The organism is Geotalea sp. SG265, from assembly GCF_022808985.1.
Taxonomy (GTDB): Bacteria; Desulfobacterota; Desulfuromonadia; order Geobacterales; family Geobacteraceae; genus Geotalea.
This window is the reverse complement of the sequence record NZ_JAKZFT010000002.1, coordinates 150,689-175,490: the sequence shown is the minus strand read 5'-3', so window position 1 is coordinate 175,490 and position 24,802 is coordinate 150,689. Positions and strand designations below refer to the sequence as shown.

The following is a 24,802-nucleotide window of genomic DNA, read 5'->3' as shown; positions in this document are numbered from 1 at the left end:
AGATGGATGCTGAACGGGTCACAACCCGAGCGCAGGAAGTCTGTGCCGTTATCGTTGCATATGATCCCGCCCCGCAACTTCTTGGAAACATCAAAGCCCTGGCCCCACAGGTGGCGGAGATTGTTGTCGTCGACAATGCCTCCGGTCCTGAGGGGAGGCGAGTCCTGGCCGAGGCGACTAAGCTTGAGGGTATCAGCCTGATCAGCAACACGAACAATCTGGGGATTGCCGCCGCCCTGAACATAGGGGTGCGCTTCGCCCGTGACCGCGGCTATCCCTGGCTTGCCACCTTCGATCAGGACAGCACAGCCCCCGAAGGATTTATAGCCGCATTGTTGGCGGCATGTAACGCCTGTCCCGACCTCAGCAGAGTTGGATTGATCAGCCCCAGGTACCGGGATCGGCATACGGGCAGAATCAGCAGCTATGCCGAGGGCGATGACGGCCCTTATGCTGAAGTTTTTACTACCATGACTTCTGGCAATCTGGTACGGATAGAGGTTTTTAACAAGGTCGGTTTTTTTGCAGAAGAGTTCTTCATGGACTGTGTTGACCACGAGTTTTGCCTTCGGTTACGCAGCAAGGGGTACAGGCTCATTGAAGCTCGGGATGCAGAGTTGGTTCATGGCCTGGGTCGCATGACCCTGCACAGGGCCTTTGGCAGGACCTTCAAGGTCTTTAATCACAGTCCGCTGCGCCGGTATTATAATGCCAGGAACCGTATCCTTGTCTACCGGCGGTACGGGTTGCAATTCCCCCGGTGGGTGCTTAAAGACTTTACCAATCTCTGCCGTGAACTAGCCGGAATTCTGTTGTTCGAGTCAGAATCACTAGCAAAAATGGCTGCCGTTATCCGGGGACTCTCGGGTGGTTTCGTGGGCAAAACCGGGAAGTATGACGGACGGTTATGAATCCGCTGGTTTCTGTGATAATCCTGAACTGGAATGGCAGGAAGTTCCTGAAGGAGTGCCTGGATTCCCTCCTCCTGCAATCGTACGCCCACTTTGAAGTGGTTTTAGTTGATAATGGTTCCTCTGACGGTTCACCGGAATATGTCCGGAGCAACTATCCCGCGGTGAAGGTCGTGGCTTTGCCGCAAAATGTTGGATTTGCTGCCGGAAACAATGTTGGGCTTGAGCATTGCCGGGGAGAATTTGTCGTTACCCTGAACAACGACACCAAAGTTGATTGGGAATTCATTTCGGCGCTGGTAGCTGTGGTAAAGGCCGATGATCGTATCGGCTTGGTAGCAGCAAAAATGCTGAACTACTACCAAACAGACAGGATCGACTCCGTAGGGCTCATGATTGCCAGCAACGGGCTCGGCTACAATAAAGGGATTGCCGAAGTTGACAGCGGGCAGTATAAAGAGCCTGCGCCGGTTTTCGGCCCATGTGGTGGAGCTGCTCTATACCGGCGTGCGATGTTGTCGGAAACCGGTTTTTTCGATGAGGATTTTTTTGCCTATTATGAAGATTTTGACCTCGCCTGGCGATGCCGCCTGGCCGGCTGGCAAGCGGTGACCGCACCTGGCGCTGTGGTCTATCATGTTCATTCTGCCACCAGCGGCGAGTGGAGCTCTTTCAAGGTCTTCCATACCCATCGCAACAAATGGTATGTCATTATCAAAAACTGGCCGACAACGGTTTTGATACAGTACCTGCCTAAAGTGCTTTTTTATGACATTGCTGCGCTGATACTTGCCGTTATGCGTGGCCAAGGGGTAAGTGCATTGAAGGCGAGACTCGATCTGGCGCGCCATATGCCAACACTGCTACGGAAAAGGAAAAAGATTAAGGGTGGGCAAAAGCTTTCAGACGGACAGGTTATGAACCTGTTCTCCCCTTACGAATCGCCAATCAGGACTTTTACGCGGAAAAGAGGCAGGAAATTATGATATGTCCAAGCCGTAGCAAGGGTGCCCGCTGATGAGGGTCCTGATAATTGCCAACCAGCGGGAATCCCTCACCGGCGGCGGCACTTACCAATCCAATGTCCTGCGCGAGCTCAGGCGGCGGCACGAGGTCAAAGTGTATGAATCGGAGGCCGACCTGGATGAGGAGTGGGATATCGCCCACTGTCTGAACCTGAAGCACCTGTCGCCGAAGGTTGCCGCGAAGGTCCGCTGCCCGCTGGTGGTAGACAGCCATGACTATTACTGGGTCCGCTATTACCACTTCTTCTGTCCCGATTTTCCGGTCCGGTTTCTGCTGCAGAAATACCGGGCCTTCAAATACCGACGCCTTTATCCCTTTGTTGACGGTATGATTCTCCATGGTCGTTATGTCTATGACCTTTACGATCATCCCAACAAGTACCTGAACTTTTACTACGGGCTCGATTACAGTGAGATCCAGACCCGCCCCTGGGAAGAAAAAGAGAACCTGATCCTTTTTGTGGGGGGAGACTTCTTCCGCAAGGGTATCCATCGGTTACTGCGGGCCTTGCCGAAAGTCCTGGAAAAGGTTCCCGATGCAAAACTGATGGTGATTGGCAATGACTACTGGTATGTAAAACTGCTTGCCCGGTTTCTGGCCCGTGGTCTTCCAGTCCGGTTCATTTACGGCATGCCTCGCGACGAGCTGTACAAAACTTACGGCCGTGCAAAGGTTTTCGTCATGCCTTCAGAGATCGAGGCAATACCACTGGTTTCTTCCGAGGCAACCATGGCCGGAGTGCCACCCGTTCTTTCCGATGCGGGGGGGAACTCCGAAATCGTCATAGATGGGGAGACAGGTTTCATAGTACCCCTGGACGATTATGACCTGCAAGCGGACCGGATCGTGACCTGCCTGACCGACAGGGAGGTATCCGAGCGCTTGGTCACACGGGGAAGAGAGTTTATTGGCCAGTTCACCACCGGCAGGATGATTAGCCGACTGGAAGATATATACCTGGATGTGATAAGGAAGGGGAAACGGTGACGCGCGAAACCGGTAGGCAACGGGGACCCCTTCCCTCCTTGGGGCTTGCGCAGGAAGAATAGATTTCGATGTTGCCACGAGTTGTGGCGGTGTCTCTATTTCACGAATATCAGTTCTGTTTGAGGGGAAAACGCACCTATGCGTAATGAGAAACCGGGACTTTTAGAGAAAGATTGGTTCTATGTGGGATTGATGGCGGTGATAGTCATTGCCTTTTGCAACAAGGTGCTCTTTACCGATCAGATCATCCGTGCTTCGGACGTCATCACCCAGTTCTTCTGGGGGGCCAAGGCGATCAAGGCACAGAGCCTTGCCGATTATCTCGCCTCAATTCCCACCATTTTCCATGCAAACTGGGAACCCCTTATGGACGGCGGGCGGACCCTTGAAGGGGGTTGGAATGCAATAGGCCTTCTTTTCCACCGTTTCCTGATTCAGCATTATTTCCCTTTCCCTTCCAGCATCGCTTGGCTGGCGGTTCTCTCCCTTTTGTGGGGGGGCATCGGAACCTATTTTTATTGCCGTCTGATAGGCATCAGCCGTTTTGGCGCCTTTACCGCCGGGCTTATCTTTTCCCTTGGGACGGAGACGGCCTCGCTGATTAATGCCGGGCATATTCAAAAGATAGAGGGAATCAGCTGGCTGCCGTGGGTGCTGTATTTCCTGGAACGGGCGATCAGGAGCGGCAGGCTATTCCACTATGCCATGACCTCCCTGATGCTGGCGGTGCAGTTTTTCAACATGCACTGGCAGATATCCTTTTACACCTGTCTGGCGGTCGGTGCCTACTGGTTCTTCCATGTGGGTGAGTCATTCGTCTCTAAAGGAAAGGGATATCTGCCGGCGTTCCGCAAGGATATAGCCCTTGCTGTGGTCATGGTGATGCTCTTTTTCACCACCATCGCCATGTCATTTGCCCCCATTTTCAGCTGGTCGCGGCAATCGGAGCGGGGGGGGGGGATGAGTCAGGAGGAGGGAATGAGCTGGTCCATGCCCCCCGAAGAGATCCTTACCTATGCCGTTCCCGGCTTCTTCGGCCTGTCCCGCCAGGAGGGGGGAGATGTACCCGCCCCCGGCCAGGTCTTTTACTGGGGAAGGATGCATTTTACCCAGACCAATGATTATCTGGGGCTGTTGCCCTGGTTCCTGGTGCCGCTTGTCTTCACCAGGCGCCGGGAGCGCACCGACCGGTTCTTTCTGTTTCTCATGGGGGCCACGCTGCTGATGGCCCTGGGCAAATATACCTTCGTCTATCAATTCATGTTCGATCATCTGCCAGGCTTTTCCACATTCCGGGTGCCGAAGATGATCCTCTTCCTCTTTGCCTTTGCCGTAGCCGTGCTCACCGGCCGGGGGGTGGGCATCCTCGCCGAGGCAGCTCCCCAGTCGCGCCCGTTGAAGTACTGGTTGGCCGGCAGTGGCCTCTTCGTCACTCTTATCGGGCTTCTGTGGCTCTGGTTTGCTTTCGGTGCGGAATCGGCGGTGCAGTTTCTGCCGGCTACCATCGGCGAACCGACCCGATACCAGTGGGGGGCGGGTCTGGCCACTGACCGTTATGGTAATGCCGTGCGCGAAGCAGGCATCGCCTTTGGTGTTGCTTTCGTTTATCTGGCGGTTCTTCTGGCCTGGGCCAAAAGATGGCTGCCGGTCCGCCTGCTGCTGCCTGTTTTGGTCATTCTCCTGCTGGGTGACCTGTGGCGGGTCAACACCAATTTCTTTGTCCTCACCGATCCGCCGGTGGCCGACAAGACGAAGACGAAAAACGATGTGGTGGCGTTTCTGGAGAAGAACATCGACCGATATCGCATGCAGCCCATGAACGAGCAGTCGTCGGCCTACTATGCAGATTTCGGCCTGGGCAATATTTCCGCTTACGTCACGGTCAGCGAAAAGAGATACCGGGAGTTCCTCGATGCCTTTTCCCTCACCGGCGCAATGCCCAACCTGGTCAATCTCAAGTATCTGGTGATGCCGCGCGGCCAGTATGAGGAGGAGAAGCAAAACCTGGCAGGCCAGTACCAACCGGTCTTCGAATCGCTGACTGGTTCGGTGGTGCTGGAAAACAGGCAGGTGCTGCCCAAGGCATGGTTGGTCCCCGAGGTACAGCTGGTGGCAAATCCAGAGCAGCAGCTGGTAATGATGCGAAATCCCTATTTCAATCCGGCCCGGACCGCCCTGGTGGAGACCCCGCCGCCCGCCGGATTGGCTCCGAAAGGACAGGGAAATCTTTCCGGTAATGTCGAAGTGGCGCTCTTTGAGCCGAACCGGATTGTCGTCAAGGTGGCAGCATCTGACAATGCCCTGCTGGTACTGGGCGAAAAGTACTACAAATGGTGGCATGTTCTGGTGGACGGGAAGAGGGAGGAAATTTTCCCGGTCGATCATATCCTGCGTGGGGTCTATGTGGGACCCGGACAGCACCGGGTCGAGTTCCGTTTCGATCCGCTGCCGTTCAAGATCGGCAAATACCTGACGCTGGCTTCCCTTGCCTTTATTGCCGGCCTGGCGGTAACAGAGTTGTGCAGGCGGAGAAAACGGGAGTGCCATGAAGGAACGATGCACTGACCGGGCACAGGATCAGGGGGAGAACGGGATCACCATCGACGAGCTCAGGGGGCATGGACTGAAAATAGCCCAGCCGGCCAACGGCTACCGGTTCTCCCTGGACCCGCTCCTTCTCTGTGCCTTTGCCGGCGTCCCGAATGGGGCGCGGGTGGCCGATCTGGGGACGGGGTGCGGCATTATGCCGTTACTCCTGGCGAGGCAAGGGAAAGGCGTTACGGTCGTCGGCATCGAATTCCAGGAATCGATGGCTGAACTGGCGCGGCAGAATATCTCCCTGAACGGCCTTGATGACAGAGTGTCGGTAGTCGCCGAAGACATTTGCAACCTGAGGAGGCTCTTTCCGGTGTCGTCCTTCGATCTGGTGGTGTCCAATCCCCCTTACCGCAAGCCCGGCACCGGTCGCCTAAGCCCAAAACGGGGGCGGGACAAGGCACGCCATGAATCTACCGCTTCCCTGGCTGATTTTCTGACCGTGGCGAAATACCTGGCAAAGCCCGCGGGAAGAATCTGCTTTATTTACCATGTTTCCCGGTTGGTGGAGCTTTTTGCCGAGGCGGCCGCCCTGAAGCTTGCCCCCCTTCGCCTGCGGATGGTCCACGACAGCGTCATGTCCGAAGCGGGCATGTTCATGGTCGAACTGGCCAAGGGGCGCAGGGGGGATGTGCTCATTGAGCCGCCGCTGCTGGTGCATGGCTACGGGAGAGAGTACAGTGACAAGATGCAAGAGATCATTGATGGACCCATGACAAGGGGTGGTGAATGAGACCCGGCGTGAAAAAATTCAGCATAGTGGTTCCAGTCTATTACAATGAGCTGAACCTTCCGGATACGGTGCCTCAGTTGCTGGCTCTGGGGGAGAAGCTTCCCCAATGGGAACTTGAGCTGGTATTTGTCGATGACGGTTCTGGTGATCGTTCTTTGCAGATTCTCCTCGATTTTCAGAAGCAGTTTCCTCTGCAGATAAGGGTGGTCAAGCTATCGCGAAATTTCGGTTCCATGGCGGCCATTCAGGCTGGATATGCTGTTGCAACCGGAGATTGCGTCGGCATGATTGCTGCCGATCTTCAGGACCCACCGGAACTTTTCCTCCAAATGATCGACCATTGGGAACGGGGGCGAAAGGCCGTTTTTGCCGTGCGCAGTGATCGCCAGGAAAGCTTGACGCAGAAATTTTTCTCGAACACGTACTATGCTTTAATCAAAAGATATGCCATTCCCGGCTATCCCGGCGGTGGTTTTGACTTCCTGCTGATCGACAGGCAGATCGTGGAAGAGGTTAACAGAATCGGCGAAAAGAACACTAATATCATGTCCCTTATCTTCTGGCTCGGCCACGACCATGTCCTGATCCCCTACGTGAGGAAGAAGCGGGACAAGGGCACTTCACGCTGGACCCTGGCGAAAAAGGTGAAGCTGTTTATCGATTCTTTTGTCGCCTTTTCTTACCTGCCGATACGCTTCCTTTCCACTGTCGGGTTTATCGTGGCTGCAAGCTCCTTTATCTACGGCGGTTTCGTCTTCTATGCCTGGGCCGCCCACAAGATAGAAGTGAAAGGATGGTCAACACTCATCCTGCTCCTTGCCTTCACTGCGGGGGTCCAGATGATGATGCTCGGCATCCTTGGGGAGTACCTCTGGCGGACATTGGACGAGACCAGAAAACGACCTTTGTATGTGATAGACACCATCTTTGATACGAGGTGACGGAATGGGTTTCTTCCAGCATGAAAAAGCAATTGTCGAATCTCACAACATCGGCAACGGTACCAGAATTTGGGCATTTGCCCACATTTTGCCCAATGCCGTCATAGGTGACGACTGCAATATATGTGACCACGTGTTCGTTGAAAATGATGTGGTGATCGGCAACAGAGTGACCATCAAGTGTGGTGTTCAGATCTGGGATGGCATCACCTTGGGTGATGATGTCTTTGTCGGGCCGAATGCGACGTTCACCAACGATCTCTTTCCCCGCAGCAAGCAGTACCCTGAGGAGTTTTCTCGGACGGTCGTGCGGAAAGGGGCATCAATCGGTGCAAATGCAACCATACTGGCGGGGATCGTCATCGGCATGAATGCCATGGTTGGTGCCGGGGCAGTTGTGACAAAAGATGTTCCTCCCAACGCCATCGTTGTTGGTAACCCGGCACGGATAACCGGTTATGTGACATCAAGAGGCAGGATGCCTTCCGAGACGATTGGCACGGACGGGACAACAAGTGGAGTTGCAGCTGTTAAGGTACCGGGAGTTTCCCTGCACCGTCTGCCGTTGGTCAATGACCTGCGGGGAAGCCTGTCGTTCGGAGAATACGACAAGCACCTGCCGTTTTCTCCCAAACGATACTTCATTGTCTATAACGTGCCGAGCACGGAGGTTCGGGGGGAACATGCCCATCGACATCTGCACCAATTCCTTGTCTGTGTCAAAGGGTCGTGCTCTGTGGTTGTTGATGATGGCCGGAACAGCGAGGAACTGCGCCTTGACAATCCCTCCATCGGTCTGCATATTCCTCCCCTGGTTTGGGCAATTCAGTACAAATATAGCAGTGATGCTCTTTTGCTGGTTCTTGCTTCCGATGTCTACCAGGCAGATGACTACATAAGGGATTACGATGAGTTCCTGCGGACACTGGAGAATTAGAGAAGAGGTTTCGATGGCTCAACAGGAAGAGAAAACAGATAATGTGCCGGCAATCCCGTTCCTGAATCTTAAAGCCGCCTATATGGAGTTGAAAAAAGAGCTGGACGAAGCCTATGAGCGGGTGATGACGTCGGGGTGGTATGTTCTTGGCGCTGAGGTCGCGGCATTTGAGGCGGAATTCGCCGACTACTGCGGCGTTGGGCACTGTGTCGGAGTCGGCAATGGCCTTGAGGCGCTGACCCTTGTGCTCAGGGCATGGGGCATAGGTGCCGGCGACGAGGTGATAGTTCCTTCCAATACGTATATCGCTACCTGGCTGGCGGTGTCTCACACTGGTGCCGTTCCCGTGCCGGTAGAGCCATGCGGAAGCACTTACAACATCGATCCTTCCCGGATAGAAGCAGCCATCACCCACCGAACAAAGGCCATTGTCCCGGTCCATCTCTATGGCCAGCCTGCTGATATGGATGCCATCCTCTGCATTGCCGACAAATATGGCCTTAAAGTGCTGGAGGATGCTGCTCAGGCTCATGGTTCAACCTATCGTGGCAAACGAGCCGGTGGACTTGGCCATGCTGCAGGTTTCAGCTTCTATCCGGGCAAGAACCTCGGCGCGTTTGGCGACGGGGGCGCGGTAACGACCGACGATAGGGAATTGGCAGATAAGATCCGACTGCTGCGCAATTATGGATCCTCGGTGAAATACGTTAATAATGCTACCGGATTCAATAGCCGGCTGGACGAAATGCAGGCGGCATTTCTTCGCGTCAGGCTCAAGCGGCTTGATGCCTGGAATGGAAAACGGCAACTGCTTGCCGCTTGGTATTTGAGAAATCTGCCCATCTCCCTGCCGCAAGTGGCCTTGCCGGCGGTACCTGATTGGGCAGGCCATTGCTGGCATCTGTTCGTGATTAGAACGGCTGACAGGGATATTCTCCAAAGGGAATTGGCCGCCAACAATATCGGCACTCTGATACATTATCCGATTCCCCCTCATCTGCAGCAGGCATATGCACCTCTCGGCCATGGCAGTAGCAGTTTCCCGATTGCTGAAAAAATGGCTGGTGAGGTACTCAGCCTTCCCATGTGGCCGCAGCTTTCTCTGGGGGCCCTTGCAGGATCTATTCTGGGCCGTACTAATCCCTTTAATGTAAACTACAAAGGACGATCATGAATCATACCGAGGAATCAACGCCTTCCAATGGCTTGCGCCCAGTGGGACAATGGCCGGCTAAGGAAATACTGCTTGTGACCGTGCTAGTGGTTGCTACCTTTCTCTATCGGGCCTATTTCATCAGAACCTACGATGTCATGTCTGCCGATGGCACAAGCTATTCCACCATGGGTAAGGCCTTTCTGGAAACGTGGGATCCGCATGTTTTCGGTACCATTGCCCCACCGCTCTACTCCATATTCATCGGGGCCTTTGACCTGGTGTTCAATGACCTTGAGCTCTCCGCCAGGCTAGTATCGGTGGTTTTCAGCACCTTGACACTCATTCCCCTTTACCTGATGGCCAGGGAGGCCTTTGGCAGGACAGCGGCGGTCACCACAGCCCTCCTTTTCGCTACCTTGCCCTTTATCCACGGGATGTCCGGCATAGACATCACTGAGCCGACTTACACCTGTTTCGTTGTGGCCGGAGCGTACGTATTCTGGCGAGGGGTAATGACGGGGAGACTGTTGCTTTATGCCGCTGCCGGAGCGTTGCTGGGAGCAGCCTATCTGGCACGGCCTGAAGCATTTATCGCCTGTGTTGCCCTGACATTGTTCTTCTTTGGCCGCAATATCCTTGGCCGAAACTGGAGCTCCCTCAAAAGGAGTTGCCTGCTCCTGGTCTGTTTCTGGTGCGGTTTCTTGATATTGGCTTCACCCTACATGTGGTACCTCCATGACGTTACAGGAAAATGGCAGTTGAGTGGGAAAAGTGGCGTCAACTCCGAGGTCATCAGAGAGTACCGCGGTACGATAACCACCAACGACCAAAAGTTTCGTCTCGATGACCATGGGAACTTTACCGAGGGAAAAGGCCAGTCCCTTTTTAAAATAATGAGAGATGAACCAGATCTATTTTGGGGCAATATCTGGAAAAATATCCGGGAATTGCCTCCAGCGTTCAATGGAGTATTTCAAGTGTACTTATGGCCGTTTATCCTGGTAGGGCTTATGACGCGTCCGCGGCGTGGAACTTCTCTGGACATGCACCTTATTCTACTAGGCATTTTGGCGCCCCTGGCCATCTATCTTCTGTTTTTTGTCCAGCCCCGGGGGTTCTACGCCTATGTACCTGGTTTGCTCGTCTGGGCAGGGGCTGGTGGGAAGAAAATAAGTGATTGGATCGGATCAGCATCCTGGCCGTTTCCTCTGGTCCTTCCCGTGGTGGTCGCACTTTCCGCCTACTACGTCTTCACCGAAATTCCGCGACCGAAACCACCCTATAATTACAATCAGGACATGGGCCGCTATGACGACAAACAGATCGGTCGCAGGCTGAGGAGCATTATCCCGGAGAATGTACCGATCATGACCCGGTCGGGTAGAATCGCTTTTTATGCAGGTAAAAAGATGATTATCCCGCCCCAGGCTGATTATCCCGATATTATCGCGTATGCCAGGAAGAACAGGGCGGGCTATCTTATTGCGACAACGCAACTCGTGGGCATGCGTCCGCAACTACAATTTCTTTTCTCCCCAATTCTGGAACCGACGAAGAATTTCACTCCGCCTCCTGAACTGGAACTGAGATACATGGGGCTTGAGCCGGGTGGATTGCCGTACCTGGTTTATCGTATAAAGGATCGTGATTAAACTCATGTGCATCAATGAGTGCATATGGTATCAGACCAGAGAGGAGATTGCCGACTGATGTTGAATAACAGAAAGGTGGTGGTTGTCCTTCCGGCTTATAATGCGGCAAGAACCCTGGAGATGACATATCGGGAAATTCCCTTCGAATTTGTGGATGACGTTGTCCTTGTGGATGATGCCAGCAGGGACGATACGGCCGACGTTGCACGCCGCTTGGGTATAAAGACTGTTATTCACGAAAAAAACAGGGGCTATGGCGGCAACCAGAAGACCTGTTACCGGACAGCCCTTGATCTCGGGGCGGACATTGTCATCATGCTTCATCCGGACTATCAGTATACGCCCAAGCTGATAACAGCCATGGCCGCCATGGTCGCCTATGGCGAATTCGATGCGGTACTCGCTTCACGCATTCTGGGTATAGGCGCCTTGAAAGGGGGAATGCCGCTCTATAAATATATCGCCAACCGGTTCCTTACTTTCTTCGAGAACCTGATGCTGGGTCACAAGCTTTCCGAGTATCATACCGGCTATCGGGCTTTTTCCCGGGAAATTCTGGAGAGGCTCCCCCTGGAAGCAAACTCGGAGGACTTCGTTTTCGACAACCAGATGCTGGCACAGATTGTCTGGTTCGGCTACCGTATCGGTGAGGTTAGCTGTCCGACCAAATATTTTGAGGAGGCGTCTTCCATAAACTTCGGCCGCAGCGTAATTTACGGCCTTGGGGTGCTGAAAACCGCTCTGCAGTTCAGGCTGGCAAAGGCAGGGCTGTGCCGGGGGAGGCTATTCAATGCTAAAGTTTGCTGAGAGGGAGACGGTCAGAATGAATGAGGCTCAGTTTATCTCGCCTGCACTATTCATTGCCGTTCGAATCCTGCAAGGAGCGAATTGATGATTGTAGCAGTCCTTCCCGCTTACAATGAGGCGTCGTGCATCGGTGCTCTTCTCACTAGCTTCTGCGAGGCTATCGAGGAGGAAGGCAAACCGTGCCGGATCATTGTCGTCAACGACGGAAGTTCAGATGCCACTGCCGAGGTCGTTTCGCGCTTCAAAGGACGGATCGACCTCGACCTGGTCAACCATGAAAAGAACAGGGGGTTGGCGGAAGCCATAAAGACCGGCCTGTTCCGTGCCGTCGAGACGTCCGAGGAGCGTGATATTATCGTTACCATGGATGCCGATAACAGCCATCTGCCGGGCCTGTTGTTCAGGATGGTGCGCCTCGTCAGGGAGGGAAACGACGTGGTCATCGCCTCGCGCTATCAGAAAGGGGCTAAGATCAGAGGATTGTCCTTGTACCGGAAAACCTTGAGCATTGGAGCCGCTCTGCTGTTCCGGCTGGTGATGCCCATTTCCGGCGTAAGGGACTATACCTGCGGCTATCGTGCATATCGGGCGGGGCTGCTGAAAAATGCTTTCAGGGAATACGGAGATGAATTCATTTCCGAGCAGGGTTTTTCCTGCATGGTGGATATCCTACTGAAACTGCGGAAATACGACCCGATCATGGAAGAGGTGCCGCTGATTCTCCGCTATGACCAGAAAAAGAGCGCCAGCAAGATGCATGTGGGAAAAACCGTGCGGCAGACTCTGCAGCTCCTTTTCAAGAGAAGGCTGGGGCTTTGACATGCGCAGGAATGTGCTGCTTTTATCAGTCATTTTTGTCCTAGTAGCGGTTGTCCTTACTGGTCACTTTCACGTTTCCGGAGTTAGTGCCGACGGGGCCATGTATTTGCAGATGGCGCGAAACATCCTGTTGGGCAAGGGGTTGGGCTGGCAGGCCCTATGGTTTCCCCCTCTGTATTCGATTTTTATAGCGGCGGTTTCTTCCATTGCCGGCATACGGGAGCTTGTCTTTGCTGCCAGCCTAGTATCCGTGGTCTGCGGCGCCGGCCTTGCCTTTGCTGTCTACTTCCTCGCAAGCAGGCTGTTCGACTGGAAGACCGCTTTCTGCGCGGCAATCCTCTGCGCTACCTTTCCCCATCTCCTCCAGGGAGTTGGCGAAGGCAGGACGATGGGCTGTCGAACGGTTCGGTCCGGGTAAAAACTACATGGTGGCTTGGAGCAAGCTGGTGTACTATCTGGATGGCTTGTGGACTCCGGAACCGGTGGCGGACCTTCCCCAACTGCTGCAGTTCGCCCGTAAGAACAAGGTAGACCTGGTGGTAAAGGAAATGGTGGGGGATAAACATTCCGATGCGGAGATCATGGCTCCACCACCCGGCTTGGTATTTGTCGGCCTGTACCGGTCGACTACACGGAATTACCAGGTGGCCTTCTACCGCCTTTGTGATTGATGTGGCGAGCAGTGCGGTGATAGCCTACTGGGGAAATTGACTGGGAGAAGACCTCAGCTTCTTTTCAGATGTGTTCCCATCAGCCCGGAGATGATTTCTCGCAGCTCCGGATCGGAAATGTCCGCGGTTTTCTCGCCAATCTGTTGTTGCTCTTCAGGGGAAAGGGCTCTGCATCCTTGTGTGGGGGGGGATGGTTGGGCAGGGGGCGCGGGGCTGCTCCCGGCTCTCAGGTAGAGATCCGTCACCAGCTCTTCGCCGAGATGCCCGTTGATTTTGGCGATGATCTCTTTTTTCAGGTAGGTCAGCTGCTGCATCCATGGTGCGTTGTCGACGATAACCGTGAGTGTTCCATCACGGAATGCTGCGGGCCTGGCTCGGGCAGCTATCTGCTCCCCCACCGACTTCTCCCAGACAAGCCATATTTTGCCTTCCTTCAGGCGCATTCCGACAGGTTTATCCTGGAAAAATTCCGTGAGCAGTTCTGCGACCGCTGCCGGTCGCTTCATACGTGGACGCTTTTCAGCCAAGGGTTTTCCTTCTGCGGATCTTCCCGCCGATGATTTGTCCAACGACGGCACTCCCCAAGGTAAAGGGAATGAGCTTCCAGCTGAAGCCTGCTTTGATCCTCAGATAGATGATGATGGGAATGGAAATGTGGACGTAGAAATACCAGCCGAAGGAGAATTTTTCGTAGCTCTGCCGCAGGTAGCCGAACGGTACGTTGATGAGCAGGGCAAGGAGCATCAGGGCGATGAATGTCAAAATAAGGTGCATTCTTTACCTCACCCGGTATACTATGGGTTTCAACGGCCTTTGTCAACGAGCTTGACAGCTGCCGAAAGGCGGTGGCCGCCCGCGTTGCTTACTTTATTCCCAGGTGTCGAAAGGATGGGTAGTGGTCCAGGACGGCGATTACGTGGCGGTTTTCAATTCCATTCATCGGGTCATGAAAGCCGAAAAGATATTGAAGCAGAAGAAGCTGGCCATCATGCTGATTCCCGTACCAAGGGCGCTGCAGTCCGATTGCGGCCTGGCCATCAGGTACGACTCTGCTCTGCGCAATGAGGTGGAAAGGGTTCTTGCCGAAGAGGGGTTCCTTCCGGCAGAGCTTTATGTGAAGCAGCATGGCGAGTACGTCAAAGTAACTACGTAATTGTATTTATCGGAGGTTGTGATTGAAAACCATTGATTGCAGAAATATGGCCTGTCCCCAGCCGGTGGTGCTGGTGAAGCGGGCCTTGGAGGAAAATCCTGGAGAATCGCTGACGGTGCTGGTCGATAGCGGCGCACCCCGGGAGAATGTCACGCGGTTTGCGACAAACCGTGGCTTTTTAGTTGCCGAAACTCCGATGGGGGTGGGATTTTCCCTGGTCGTTTCCGGCAAGGCTGGCTCAATAGAGATCGCCGAGACGGTTGCTCCGGGGGCCAAGGGCAAGACGGTCATGCTCGTCGGCTCCGACCGCCTGGGGGACGGGCCCGAGGAGTTGGGGCGCCTCCTTATGAAAAACTTCATGATTACCCTGCTTGACATTAACGAGCTTCCCGACAGTATCTTTTTCATCAACACCGGCGTCCTCTTGACGACGGAGGGCTCGGAGATCGCCGAAGTCCTGGAGAAGCTGGAGAACATGGGCTGCGAGATACTCTCCTGCGGCGTATGTCTCGATTTCTTTCACCGCAAGGACAAGCTGGCAGCCGGTTCGGTAACCAACATGTTCACCATTGCCGAAGGGATGCTCAAGGCGCAATCGGTAATCCGCCTTTGATCTTCGTCGGTGCTGCTGGTTAAATTTGTTCTTGACAAAAAGCTGGACATTCCTCTAAAGTTGCTCCTTTACAAGTGGCAAAGTGCGCTTTTTCGTTTGCCGTTGCTCGAAGTGGTCTAACATATTGAATTTGCGAAAGAGTTTTCATGTTTGATGCCCTTTCCGATAAGCTTGAATCGGTCTTTAAAAAACTGCGCGGTCAGGGGGTAATGACCGAAGACAATATCAAGGAGGCCCTGCGCGAAGTGCGCCTGGCACTCCTTGAGGCGGACGTCAACTTCAAGGTCGTCAAGGATTTTGTCGAGCGGGTCAGGGAAAAGGCTGTCGGAACCCTGGTTCTCCAGAGCCTCTCCCCGGGGCAGCAGGTGGTGAAGATCGTCCATGATGAGCTGGTTGCCCTGATGGGTGGTGACGAGGACAACAGCCTGGATTTGGCTGCCAAGCCACCGGTATCCATCATGATGGTCGGTCTTCAGGGTGCAGGAAAGACGACCAGCTGCGGAAAGCTGGCCCGATACCTGAAGTCCCAACGGCGGAAACCGCTGCTGGTCCCGGCCGATGTTTACCGGCCGGCCGCTATCGAGCAGCTGAAGACCCTGGGCAGACAGCTGTCCATGGAGGTTTTCGATTCACAGGCCGATCAGAAGCCGGTCGATATCTGCAGCAAGGCGCTGAAATACGCCGAGCTCTCCGGTTTCGATACGGTCATCTTCGATACCGCGGGTCGCCACCAGATCGACGACTACCTGATGGACGAGCTGGTTCATATCCGCGAAGCGGTGGAGCCGCGGGAGATATTGTTTGTCGCCGATGCCATGACCGGCCAGGAGGCCGTTAATGTGGCGACTGGCTTCAATGACCGTCTCGGCATAACCGGCGTGGTGCTGACAAAACTGGACGGCGATGCGAAGGGTGGTGCGGCCCTTTCCATCAAGGCGGTCACCGGCAAGCCGGTAAAATTCGTCGGTCTCGGCGAGAAGCTGGACGCCCTTGAGGTGTTTCACGCCGACCGCCTGGTGTCGCGCATCCTTGGCATGGGTGATGTGCTGACCCTGATCGAGAAGGCCCAGTCAACCTTCGACACGAAAGAGGCCGAGCGGCTTCAGAAAAAGCTGAAGAAGAGCAATTTCGACCTGGAAGACTTCAAGGCCCAACTGCAGCAGCTGAAGAAAATGGGCTCCCTGGAGTCGATCATGGGCATGATTCCCGGCATGGGCAAGATGATGAAGCAGATGCAGGGTGCCCAGCCCAGCGAGAAGGAGCTGAAGCGAATCGAGGCGATCATCGATTCCATGACCCGCCAGGAGCGGTCGAATCACCAGATAATCAACGGCAGCCGCAGGCTGCGCATCGCCAAGGGAAGCGGTACGACCGTGCAGGAGGTAAATCAGCTCCTCAAGCGGTTCACTGAGGCACAAAAGGTTGTCAAACAGCTCCAGAAGCTGGGACCGAAAGGTCTTATGAAAGGCATGGGAAAAGGGATGGGGTTCCCTTTCTAAAATAAAAAACGAAGTTGCGGCGCAGGCCGTGATAATACCAGGAGGAAAAGATGGCAACAAAAATCAGGCTGGCTCGTGCCGGCGCAAAGAAAAAACCTTTCTATCAGGTTGTGGTTGCAGACGAGCGCTGCAAACGGGATGGCCGTTTCATCGAGAATGTCGGTACCTACGATCCCAATCAAAATCCTGCGGTCTTCAAACTGGAAGAGGGAAAGACTCTTGAATGGCTTGGCAAGGGCGCGCAGCCTACCGATACCGTGAAGCAGATCCTGAAGAAGGCCGGTATCTGGGAAAAATTTGTCTCCAAGCTTGCATAATACGGTTTTTCCCCGGTACGCCGGACATTTTAACTCACAGAGGACAGCGACATGAAAGAGCTCGTAGAAACCATCGCGAAAGCACTTGTTGATGACCCCAGTCAGGTAAGAGCAACCGAGGAGATGGAAGAAGAGACTACCGTTATCAAGCTGACCGTGGCGAAGGAAGACATGGGCAGGATTATCGGTAAGGAGGGGCGTACGGCCAAAGCCATCCGCACTCTGCTCAATGCCGTTTCGACGAAGGATAACAAGAAGGCGGTCCTCAAGATAGTAGAGTAATGTCAGGCAGTATCGAAACAATTTTGATCGGCAAGGTCTCGGCGACCCATGGGGTGAGAGGACAGCTTCGGATAACCTCCTTCTCCGGTGAGCCGGACAGCTTCACGGCTTTGCGATCGGTGATGATCAAAAAACCTGGTGGAGGGATGGAATCATTTGCCGTAGCCGGCGCCAAGGCTCACGGTAAGAAGATCATCCTCAGTCTCAAGGACTTCACCAACATTAATGATGTCATGCACCTGGTAGGGCGTGAAGTGTACGTGTTGCGCGAGCAACTGCCGGCACTGGCCGATGATGAGTATTACTGGTGCGATCTTGTCGGGCTGCAGGTAACCACCGAGGACGGGGAAATCCTTGGGGAACTGGTCGATATAATCGTTACGGGCAGCAACGATGTGTATGTGGTCCAGGGGGGCGGAAATCGAGAAATTCTCGTTCCCGCCCTCGATGACGTTGTGCTTGAGGTTGATCCGGCTGCCGGGCGAATGACGGTCCGGCTTCCGGAGGGGTTGCTCGATCTATGAAATTTGAAGTTCTGAGCCTTTTCCCCGCCATGTTCGAGGGGCCGCTCACGGAGAGCATCCTCAAGCGGGCCAGGGAGAAAGGGCTTATCGAGGTTGCCCTTCATAACATTCGCGATTATGCCCTTGACCGGCATAGCGTTACCGACGATTACCCCTATGGTGGCGGCGCCGGTATGGTTATGAAGGTGGAACCGCTGGCCGCATGTATTGAGCACGCCAAGGCTGGCAATCCCAAGGCGCGGGTCATCCTTACCACCCCCCGTGGAAGGGCCTTTAGTCATGCCGTAGCCGATGAGCTGGCCCGGGAAGAGGCGCTGATCATCATCTGCGGGCGGTATGAAGGAGTGGATGAACGTGTGCGGGAACTTTTCGTGGATGACGAAATTTCACTGGGAGACTTCGTCCTGACCGGCGGCGAGATGGCGGCCATGGTGATTATCGATGCGGTTTCCCGCCTGGTGCCTGGGGTGCTGGGCAGTGAGGAGTCTGCCATCAACGATTCCTTTGCCGACGGGCTTCTTGAGTACCCCCAGTACACGAGGCCCCCTGAGTTCAGAGGTCTGGAGGTTCCCAAGGTTCTTTTGTCAGGCAATCATCGGGAGATAGAAAAATGGCGGCGACGCAAATCTCTCGCAGCTACCGCCTTCCAACGGCCCGACTTGCTGCAGAAGGTCCGGCTGACTGACGCCGACCGGAAATACCTAGTGGAATTGTCTAGGGAAACAGAGTAGTGGAGACCTTCGTTCCCGCAGTTCCCAACTTGAGCATCGCCCTTCTCCACTATCCGGTCTATAACAAGAACCGCGAGGTTGTGGCGACGGCGGTAACGAATCTCGATCTGCATGACATAGCCCGTGCCGCCAGAACCTTCGGTCTTGGCCGCTATTTCGTCATCACGCCGGTGGCAGAGCAGCGCAGCCTGGCGGAACGGATCAGGGCTCATTGGACTGAAGGTTATGGCGCCACTTACAATGCAAAGCGCAAGGCCGCCCTTGAAATCATAGAGATAGTCGATTCGCTGCAGGCGGCCCTGGACCACCTGGAGCGACAATTCGGCAAACCGGCAAAGGTGGTTGTGACAGGTGCCCGGGCACGGGAAAACAGCATCGATTGTGCGGGCCTTGCCAGACTGTTGCAGGACAAGGATCAGCCATACCTGCTGTTGTTCGGTACCGGCTGGGGAATGACTGAAGAGGTGTTTGCCGGGGCCGCTTACGTGCTTGGCCCCATCACGGGACCGGGAGCGTACAACCACCTGCCAGTCCGCTCAGCCGCGGCGATCATCCTGGACCGGCTGTTCGGCAACAGAGAGATTGACCGGTGATGAAACGGATGCATCTGCAGATTTTACTGACGAATATACAGCACATGTTGCATAGATAAGGGAGGAAGGAAAAATGAATAAGATTGATGCTATTGAGATGGAACAGATGAAGAAGAACATTCCGGCGTTCAGGCCCGGTGATACCGTGAAGGTGCAGGTGAAGATCGTCGAAGGTGACAAGAGCCGTATCCAGGCCTTCCAAGGGGTGGTGATCGGCCGTCAGAACGGCGGTATCCGCGAATCTTTCACCGTGCGCAAAATTTCCAACGGCGTCGGCGTTGAGAGAAGCTTCCCACTCCACTCGCCGTCCATCGATGCTATCGAGGTAATCACCCGTGGTCAGGTCCGCCGCGCCAAGCTGTACTACCTGCGTAAGCTGCGTGGCAAGGCTTCCAGGATCAAGGAAAAGAAATACGTGGCTGGAATGTAAGACCCAAAGCCCCGGCAGTTACTGCCGGGGCTTTTTTGCATTGCCCTCAATTATTTAGGCCAGCCATGCCCACTCTCGATCTGTTCCATTATGAAAAACCGACTCTGCTGGGATTCGATGCCATTATCCGCCGCCAAGGCTATGCCGTCCTTGCCGGCATTGACGAGGCTGGGCGCGGACCCCTTGCCGGTCCGGTGGTCGCTGCCGCGGTCGTCCTCCCTGGCGGAGTAGATCTGCCCGAGGTGGATGACTCGAAAAAACTCACCGCTGCCAAAAGGGACGAACTCTTTGACGTGATCATGGCCAATGCCCTTGCGGTCGGCATAGGTGCGAGCGAGGCCGGCGTCATCGATCAGGTCAACATCCTCCAGGCAACCCTTGCCGCCATGAAGGATGCCTTGGATGCCCTTTCCCTGCGGCCTAATTTTATCCTGGTCGACGGTATCTCCAAGGTACCGGTTCCCATTCCGCAAAAGACGGTCAAGAAAGGGGATGGCACCAGCCTCTCCATCGCTGCGGCTTCCATCATTGCCAAAGTCCACCGCGACCGGTTGATGGTTTCGTACGACGTGGCCTTTCCCCAGTATGGTTTTGCCGCCCATAAGGGCTATGGCTGTGCCGACCACCTCAAGGCCATTGCCGAGCACGGCCCGTGTCCGATTCACCGGCTGACCTTCAGCGGAGTCAAGGAGCATGTGAAAATGGTGAAAGGTGAAGAGTGACGGGTGAGGAAAAGGCCGACAACAAGACCTTGGGGGAGATCGGCGAGGCAATCGCCGTCACTTTCCTCAAGGGATTGAAGTTCTCGATCCTGGAGCGGAACTTTCGCTGCAAGTGCGGCGAAATCGACATTATCGCCAGGGATGGAAAGACAATCGTCTTCGTCGAGGTCAAGACCCGGCGCAATGCCGCCTTTGGCGTTCCACAGCTGGCCGTAACCTCTTTCAAGCAGCGGCAGATATCCAAGGCCGCCCTCACTTGGCTGGCCCAGAAAAAAATGCATGATGCCGCTGCCCGCTTCGATGTCATCGCCATTGTGCAGCGAAACCACGCGGTACCCGAGATCGAGCATATCATGAATGCCTTCGACTTGGCGTATTGAACGGGGCGAGCTCAGGCAAACGTTGCCTCCCGTCCCATGCTGTGCTAATTTAAGCCGAAAAAACGCGGAGAACGCCCATGGATTTTACCGTTGCCCTGGCCCAGATCAAGCCGAAGCTTGGTTGCGTCGCCGATAACTGCGCTCTGGTGGAAGCTGCCGTCGCAAAGGGGATAGCTGAGAAGGCGGATCTGATCGTCTTCCCTGAACTGGCCCTGACCGGTTATTTTCTCAAGGATCTTGTTCCGGAGGTTGCCCTGGCAGTCGATGCCCCCGAACTGGTCCGGCTGAAGGAGCTGTCTCGGAAGATTTCCATAGCGGTCGGTTTTGTCGAAGCTGCTGCCGATTATCGATTCTTTAATTCGGCGGTCTATTTCGAGGGGGGTGAGACCAGGCATCTGCACCGCAAGGTCTATCTTCCCACCTATGGTCTCTTCGATGAACAGCGCTACATGGCTCGCGGCGAGCAGTTCCGTGCCTTCGACACCCGGTTCGGCCGCATGGGGATGCTGATTTGCGAAGATATGTGGCATCTTTCCGCCCCCTACATCCTCGCCATGGACGGCGCCACCACCCTGCTCTGCCTGTCAAGCAGCCCCGGGCGGGGGGTGACCGAGGACGAAAACCTTGGCTCCACCATTGCCTGGCAAAAACTCACCTCCACCACTGCCATGTTCCTGAATTCCCGGGTTCTTTACTGCAACCGGGTTGGCTATGAAGACGGCGTCAATTTCTGGGGAGGGTCGGAGGCGGTGGCCCCATCGGGTGCAGTAGTCCAGCGGGGCAAGATACTGGAAGACGATCTCGTCTTTACCCGGATGGAAGAGGGCGCCTTGCGGCGGGAAAGGATCTTCTCGCCAATGATGCGCGACGAGAGCTTGAGCATTACCCTGAAAGAGCTGCAGCGGATCGATCGGGAGAGGGAGCGCTAATGACCGGACTTACTGTGAACACGGATTTGTTGCGCCGGGTGCTGGTTGGCTTCATTCGCGAAGAGGTGCGAAAGATCGGCGTGGAGCGGGCGGTACTGGGGCTTTCCGGGGGAATCGATTCGGCGCTGGTTGCCTATCTGGCAGCTGAAGCCCTGGGGGCGGAAAACGTCTATGCCTGCACCATGCCCTACCGAACCAGCAATCCCGAAAGCGAGGCCCATGCGCGGCTGGTCGCCGAGAGTCTTGGCATCAACTATCAGGTGATCGAGATTACCCCCATGATCGACGCCTATTTCGAGCGCTTTCCCGATGCAAGCAACATGCGCCGCGGAAACAAGATGGCCCGCGAGCGGATGACCATCCTCTATGACCATTCCGCTGCCCATGCGGCACTGGTCCTGGGCACCAGCAACAAAACCGAGCTGCTCTTGGGCTACGGCACCCTCTTCGGTGACATGGCCAGCGCCCTCAATGCCATCGGCGACATTTACAAGACTCAGGTCTGGCAGTTATCCGAAGCGATGGGGGTTCCCCGGGAGATCATCGAGAAGAAGCCGTCGGCCGACCTGTGGGCCGGGCAGACAGACGAGCAGGAGTTGGGCTTTACCTACCGGGAGGTGGACGAACTGCTCTACTGGATGGTGGACCACCGCTGCAGTAGGCAGGAACTTCTCAATAAGGGCTTTGCCGCAGCATTTGTCGATACGGTCAGTGCCAAGGTGCAGAATTCCCATTTCAAGCGGCGCATGCCGGTAATTGCCAAGGTGTCGAACAGGACCATTGATCGAGACTTCCGCTACTCCCGCGACTGGGGAAAATGAAAATGCGGCTTTTCGGCAAGATCTGCGTTCGCCTGCGGGGCTCGTTGTGCGGCGTACTGATGTACGCCTCCGCCTCGCCCCTTGTCTGCCTTGTTCTTGCGCGAAAATCCACATTTTCTGAGGGAAGATGACAGGAACTCTTTACATAGTCGCTACCCCCATCGGCAATCTGGAAGACATCACCTTCCGGGCCGTGCGCATCCTGCGGGAGGCCGATCTTATTGCCGCCGAGGATACCCGCCATTCCCGTAAGCTGCTCTCCCATTTCGGCATTTCCAAGCCACTGACTTCCTATTTTGATCACAACAAGACGCTGAAAGGGCGTTACATCCTCGATCAGCTGGAAAGCGGCCTGTCTGTCGCGCTGATTACCGATGCCGGTACTCCCTGCATCTCCGATCCTGGCTATCAGCTGGTTCGCGATGCGGTGGCGGCCGGTTTCGCCGTGGTACCTGTGCCCGGTCCTTCAGCTGCCATTACGGCCCTTTCCGCCTCGGGGCTTCCCACTGATGCCTTTGTCTTCGAAGGTTTTCTGCCGAACCGGCAGGGTAAACGCCGGGAGAAGCTTGCTTCCATCAAGGGGGAGCAGCGGGTGGTGATTTTCTATGAATCGCCCAATCGGTTACTGGCAGCACTTACTGACCTGCAGGAGGTCCTGGGCGAGCGGGAACTGGTTGTGGCGCGGGAGCTGACCAAGGTCTATGAGGAATTCATCAGAGGGAATTGTTCCACCGTCATCGATACCCTCCAGCATCGCACCATCAAGGGTGAGGTAGTCATTCTTGTGGCGCCGGCGGCTGAGGGCGCGGCGCACAAAGACGTAGCGTCCGTTGCCGATCTTTTGGCGCTCCTGATGGAAGACGAAGGGCTTTCCCTGAAGGATGCGGTGAAGCAGGTGGTGCTCCAGACTGGTCTTCCCCGGGGGGAGGTCTATACCGAAGCACTGAAGCTGAAGGAGCGTGATTAGCTACTGCAGTAAAATTTCTTGTCAAACGCTGTAGGTCCTTCTTCTGCGGTAACACCGTGGTCAGGGTTGGCCGCAGCATGGAGTAGAATCCGGTAGATTGTCTCCGCTTCCTCGTCGCAGCCGATGGAGGCAGCCATTTCTTCGGCAGTAAATCCCTTCCCTCGCTTTTCGGCCAGCTGCGCCAGCACCTTCCCCTGCAGTTCGAGAACCACTCCCGCCGCTTTTTTCCCCGCCTCCACTCCCGGCTGATGATAAGCGTTGATGTTGACGAGGGACGCGTAAAAGCCTACGGCACGCTCGTAAAGGGCGATCAATGCGCCGACCGTGCGCGGACTGATGGCGTCCACGGTAATGGTGATCGACTCCCTGCCGTTTTCGTAGAGGGCTTGACGAGTCCCCTGGAGAAAACCGTTCAGGTAGTCACCACTGGTTACGCCGGGCTCGACCTCCATTGATTTCCCATTTCTGTCCTTCAAAACCTCGATGAAGGTGACGAAAAAGTTGCTTACCCCCTCGCGGAGCTGCTGCACGTAGGCATGCTGGTCCGTCGATCCCTTGTTGCCATAAACGGCGATCCCCTGATTGGCCCGGTTTCCGTTCCGGTCATACTCTTTGCCGATGGATTCCATGATCAGCTGTTGCAGGTAGCGGGAGAAAAGAAGCAGGCGATCTTTGTAGGGGAGGATGACCATATCTTTAGCGCCGCGCCCGCCGGTGGCATGGTGCCACATGAGCGCCAGGACTGCGGCAGGATTTTTCAACGTCTCCCTGTTGCGGGTCGTCACGTCGCACAGCTGTGCCCCTTCCAGAAGCTGGTCAATGTCGATTCCCTGGAGTGCGGCTGGGAGAAGCCCAACCGCCGAGGTTTCCGAAGTGCGCCCTCCGACCCAGTCCCACATGGGAAAGCGTGCCAGCCATCCTTCTGCCGTTGCAGTCCTGTCCAGTTCGCTGTCCCGTCCGGTTACGGCCACTGCATGCCTGGCAAAATCAAGCCCCTTGTTCTTGTAGGCTTCCTTCGCCTCCTGCATTCCGTTCCGCGTCTCTTTGGTGCCGCCGCTTTTGGAGATGACGATGGTGAGCGTCTCCCTGAGGCCGCTGCCGATTTGGGCCAGTACCCGATCCATGCCGTCAGGATCGGTGTTGTCGAAGAAGAAGGGCAGCAGTTTGTCTTCGGCGGAGCCCAGGGAGCCGGCAACAAATTGCGGCCCCAATGCCGAACCGCCGATGCCGATGACTAGCATGCGACTGAAGCGGCTGCCGCCGGGAGGAGACAACTCTCCGTTGTGAACCTTGTCGGCGAATTCCCGGATGGCCCTGACGGTGAAGGTAATCTCTGCAGAGAGTTCTTTGTTCGGGGCAAGTTCGGCATTCCTGAGCCAGTAATGGCCTACCATCCGTTTTTCATCGGCATTGGCGATGCTTCCCTTTTCAAGGTCGTTCATCTCGTCAAAAGCCTGCTGCATCCGGGGTTCCATGACTTGAAAGAAATCCGCCGGAAAATTCATCCGGCTGATATCCAGCATCATCCCCAGTTCCCGGTATACCCCCAGGTATTTTTTGTATCTCTGCCAAAGCTCGTGCTTGTCCATAGCTCCTCCAGAGGAAT

General features: G+C 55.2%; 30 protein-coding genes. 27 read left to right on the top strand and 3 right to left on the bottom strand.

Annotation, left to right across the window (positions count from 1 at the left end; translation table 11 throughout):
• Window positions 1-2 precede the first annotated feature (2 nt).
• From ML541_RS03325 to ML541_RS03260, 13 genes are all read left to right on the top strand, one after another.
• On the top strand, window positions 3-911 hold the full coding sequence (locus tag ML541_RS03325; protein ID WP_243370795.1) for a glycosyltransferase family 2 protein: 909 nt from the start codon (window positions 3-5) through the stop codon (window positions 909-911).
• Window positions 908-1,897, top strand: a complete 990-nt coding sequence (locus tag ML541_RS03320) for a glycosyltransferase family 2 protein (protein WP_243370792.1) — start codon at window positions 908-910, stop codon at window positions 1,895-1,897. The genes ML541_RS03325 and ML541_RS03320 overlap by 4 nt, the downstream gene beginning before the upstream one ends.
• A 31-nt stretch (window positions 1,898-1,928) precedes the next feature.
• On the top strand, window positions 1,929-2,924 hold the full coding sequence (locus ML541_RS03315; protein WP_243370789.1) for a glycosyltransferase family 4 protein: 996 nt from the start codon (window positions 1,929-1,931) through the stop codon (window positions 2,922-2,924).
• Between the two features lie 138 nt (window positions 2,925-3,062).
• Entirely contained in the window at window positions 3,063-5,489 is a 2,427-nt protein-coding gene (locus ML541_RS03310; protein ID WP_243370786.1) for a YfhO family protein, read from the top strand.
• Window positions 5,470-6,252 carry a methyltransferase domain-containing protein gene (locus ML541_RS03305; RefSeq protein ID WP_243370782.1) on the top strand — a complete coding sequence of 261 codons (783 nt, stop codon included), beginning with the start codon at window positions 5,470-5,472 and terminating at the stop codon, window positions 6,250-6,252. Before ML541_RS03310 ends, ML541_RS03305 begins: the two co-directional genes overlap by 20 nt.
• A gap of 8 nt (window positions 6,253-6,260) precedes the next feature.
• On the top strand, window positions 6,261-7,193 hold the full coding sequence (locus ML541_RS03300; RefSeq protein ID WP_243370779.1) for a glycosyltransferase family 2 protein: 933 nt from the start codon (window positions 6,261-6,263) through the stop codon (window positions 7,191-7,193).
• A 4-nt stretch (window positions 7,194-7,197) separates the two neighbouring features.
• On the top strand, window positions 7,198-8,130 hold the full coding sequence (locus ML541_RS18845; protein WP_279342329.1) for a WxcM-like domain-containing protein: 933 nt from the start codon (window positions 7,198-7,200) through the stop codon (window positions 8,128-8,130).
• Window positions 8,131-8,143: 13 nt separating this feature from the next.
• Window positions 8,144-9,304 carry a DegT/DnrJ/EryC1/StrS family aminotransferase gene (locus tag ML541_RS03285; protein ID WP_243370777.1) on the top strand — a complete coding sequence of 387 codons (1,161 nt, stop codon included), beginning with the start codon at window positions 8,144-8,146 and terminating at the stop codon, window positions 9,302-9,304.
• Window positions 9,301-10,938 (top strand): glycosyltransferase family 39 protein, encoded by a 1,638-nt coding sequence (locus ML541_RS03280; RefSeq protein ID WP_243370774.1) that lies wholly within the window; start codon window positions 9,301-9,303, stop codon window positions 10,936-10,938. The genes ML541_RS03285 and ML541_RS03280 overlap by 4 nt, the downstream gene beginning before the upstream one ends.
• A 57-nt stretch (window positions 10,939-10,995) precedes the next feature.
• A complete protein-coding gene (locus ML541_RS03275; RefSeq protein WP_243370772.1) occupies window positions 10,996-11,745 on the top strand; it encodes a glycosyltransferase family 2 protein in 750 nt (249 codons plus the stop codon).
• Between the two features lie 84 nt (window positions 11,746-11,829).
• Window positions 11,830-12,564: a glycosyltransferase family 2 protein gene (locus ML541_RS03270; RefSeq protein ID WP_243370770.1), complete on the top strand. Its 735-nt coding sequence runs from the start codon at window positions 11,830-11,832 to the stop codon at window positions 12,562-12,564.
• 112 nt (window positions 12,565-12,676) lie between these two features.
• Complete coding sequence (locus ML541_RS03265; RefSeq protein WP_243370768.1) at window positions 12,677-12,982, top strand: glycosyltransferase family 39 protein; 306 nt, start codon at window positions 12,677-12,679, stop codon at window positions 12,980-12,982.
• Window positions 12,983-13,010: 28 nt separating this feature from the next.
• Window positions 13,011-13,235: a hypothetical protein gene (locus tag ML541_RS03260; RefSeq protein WP_243370767.1), complete on the top strand. Its 225-nt coding sequence runs from the start codon at window positions 13,011-13,013 to the stop codon at window positions 13,233-13,235.
• 53 nt (window positions 13,236-13,288) lie between these two features.
• Here ML541_RS03260 and ML541_RS03255 read toward each other — a convergent pair whose 3' ends face one another.
• Window positions 13,289-13,762 (bottom strand): DUF721 domain-containing protein, encoded by a 474-nt coding sequence (locus ML541_RS03255; RefSeq protein ID WP_243370765.1) that lies wholly within the window; start codon window positions 13,760-13,762, stop codon window positions 13,289-13,291.
• The gene (locus tag ML541_RS03250; RefSeq protein WP_243370762.1) at window positions 13,755-14,009 is read right to left on the bottom strand and encodes a hypothetical protein; all 255 of its coding nucleotides are present in this window, start codon (window positions 14,007-14,009) and stop codon (window positions 13,755-13,757) included. The genes ML541_RS03255 and ML541_RS03250 overlap by 8 nt, the downstream gene beginning before the upstream one ends.
• 121 nt (window positions 14,010-14,130) lie before the next feature.
• On the opposite strand from ML541_RS03250, the gene ML541_RS03245 reads away from it, so the two are divergent.
• From ML541_RS03245 to rsmI, 14 genes are all read left to right on the top strand, one after another.
• Window positions 14,131-14,388, top strand: coding sequence for a DUF3343 domain-containing protein (locus ML541_RS03245; RefSeq protein ID WP_243370759.1), 258 nt, complete (start codon window positions 14,131-14,133; stop codon window positions 14,386-14,388).
• A 22-nt stretch (window positions 14,389-14,410) separates the two neighbouring features.
• Complete coding sequence (gene yedF / locus ML541_RS03240; RefSeq protein WP_243370756.1) at window positions 14,411-15,001, top strand: sulfurtransferase-like selenium metabolism protein YedF; 591 nt, start codon at window positions 14,411-14,413, stop codon at window positions 14,999-15,001.
• A 146-nt stretch (window positions 15,002-15,147) separates the two neighbouring features.
• Entirely contained in the window at window positions 15,148-16,500 is a 1,353-nt protein-coding gene (gene ffh / locus ML541_RS03235) for a signal recognition particle protein (RefSeq protein ID WP_243370754.1), read from the top strand.
• Between the two features lie 50 nt (window positions 16,501-16,550).
• Complete coding sequence (rpsP, locus tag ML541_RS03230; protein WP_012646575.1) at window positions 16,551-16,817, top strand: 30S ribosomal protein S16; 267 nt, start codon at window positions 16,551-16,553, stop codon at window positions 16,815-16,817.
• 51 nt (window positions 16,818-16,868) lie between these two features.
• Complete coding sequence (locus ML541_RS03225) at window positions 16,869-17,099, top strand: KH domain-containing protein (protein ID WP_012646576.1); 231 nt, start codon at window positions 16,869-16,871, stop codon at window positions 17,097-17,099.
• Entirely contained in the window at window positions 17,099-17,623 is a 525-nt protein-coding gene (gene rimM, locus ML541_RS03220) for a ribosome maturation factor RimM (RefSeq protein ID WP_243370753.1), read from the top strand. The genes ML541_RS03225 and rimM overlap by 1 nt, the downstream gene beginning before the upstream one ends.
• Window positions 17,620-18,354 (top strand): tRNA (guanosine(37)-N1)-methyltransferase TrmD, encoded by a 735-nt coding sequence (trmD, locus tag ML541_RS03215; protein WP_243370751.1) that lies wholly within the window; start codon window positions 17,620-17,622, stop codon window positions 18,352-18,354. Before rimM ends, trmD begins: the two co-directional genes overlap by 4 nt.
• A complete protein-coding gene (locus tag ML541_RS03210) occupies window positions 18,354-18,947 on the top strand; it encodes an RNA methyltransferase (RefSeq protein WP_243370749.1) in 594 nt (197 codons plus the stop codon). The genes trmD and ML541_RS03210 overlap by 1 nt, the downstream gene beginning before the upstream one ends.
• Window positions 18,948-19,020: 73 nt before the next feature.
• A complete protein-coding gene (gene rplS, locus ML541_RS03205) occupies window positions 19,021-19,377 on the top strand; it encodes a 50S ribosomal protein L19 (RefSeq protein WP_243370748.1) in 357 nt (118 codons plus the stop codon).
• 65 nt (window positions 19,378-19,442) lie between these two features.
• Window positions 19,443-20,099 (top strand): ribonuclease HII, encoded by a 657-nt coding sequence (locus tag ML541_RS03200; RefSeq protein ID WP_243370747.1) that lies wholly within the window; start codon window positions 19,443-19,445, stop codon window positions 20,097-20,099.
• Entirely contained in the window at window positions 20,096-20,479 is a 384-nt protein-coding gene (locus tag ML541_RS03195; protein ID WP_243370744.1) for a YraN family protein, read from the top strand. The genes ML541_RS03200 and ML541_RS03195 overlap by 4 nt, the downstream gene beginning before the upstream one ends.
• A gap of 77 nt (window positions 20,480-20,556) precedes the next feature.
• On the top strand, window positions 20,557-21,408 hold the full coding sequence (locus tag ML541_RS03190) for a nitrilase-related carbon-nitrogen hydrolase (protein WP_243370741.1): 852 nt from the start codon (window positions 20,557-20,559) through the stop codon (window positions 21,406-21,408).
• Window positions 21,408-22,229, top strand: a complete 822-nt coding sequence (locus ML541_RS03185; protein WP_243370738.1) for an NAD+ synthase — start codon at window positions 21,408-21,410, stop codon at window positions 22,227-22,229. Before ML541_RS03190 ends, ML541_RS03185 begins: the two co-directional genes overlap by 1 nt.
• Before the next feature lie 127 nt (window positions 22,230-22,356).
• Window positions 22,357-23,196 carry a 16S rRNA (cytidine(1402)-2'-O)-methyltransferase gene (gene rsmI, locus ML541_RS03180; protein ID WP_243370735.1) on the top strand — a complete coding sequence of 280 codons (840 nt, stop codon included), beginning with the start codon at window positions 22,357-22,359 and terminating at the stop codon, window positions 23,194-23,196.
• Here rsmI and ML541_RS03175 read toward each other — a convergent pair.
• Window positions 23,193-24,785, bottom strand: a complete 1,593-nt coding sequence (locus ML541_RS03175; protein WP_243370731.1) for a glucose-6-phosphate isomerase — start codon at window positions 24,783-24,785, stop codon at window positions 23,193-23,195. The genes rsmI and ML541_RS03175 overlap by 4 nt on opposite strands.
• Window positions 24,786-24,802 lie beyond the last annotated feature (17 nt).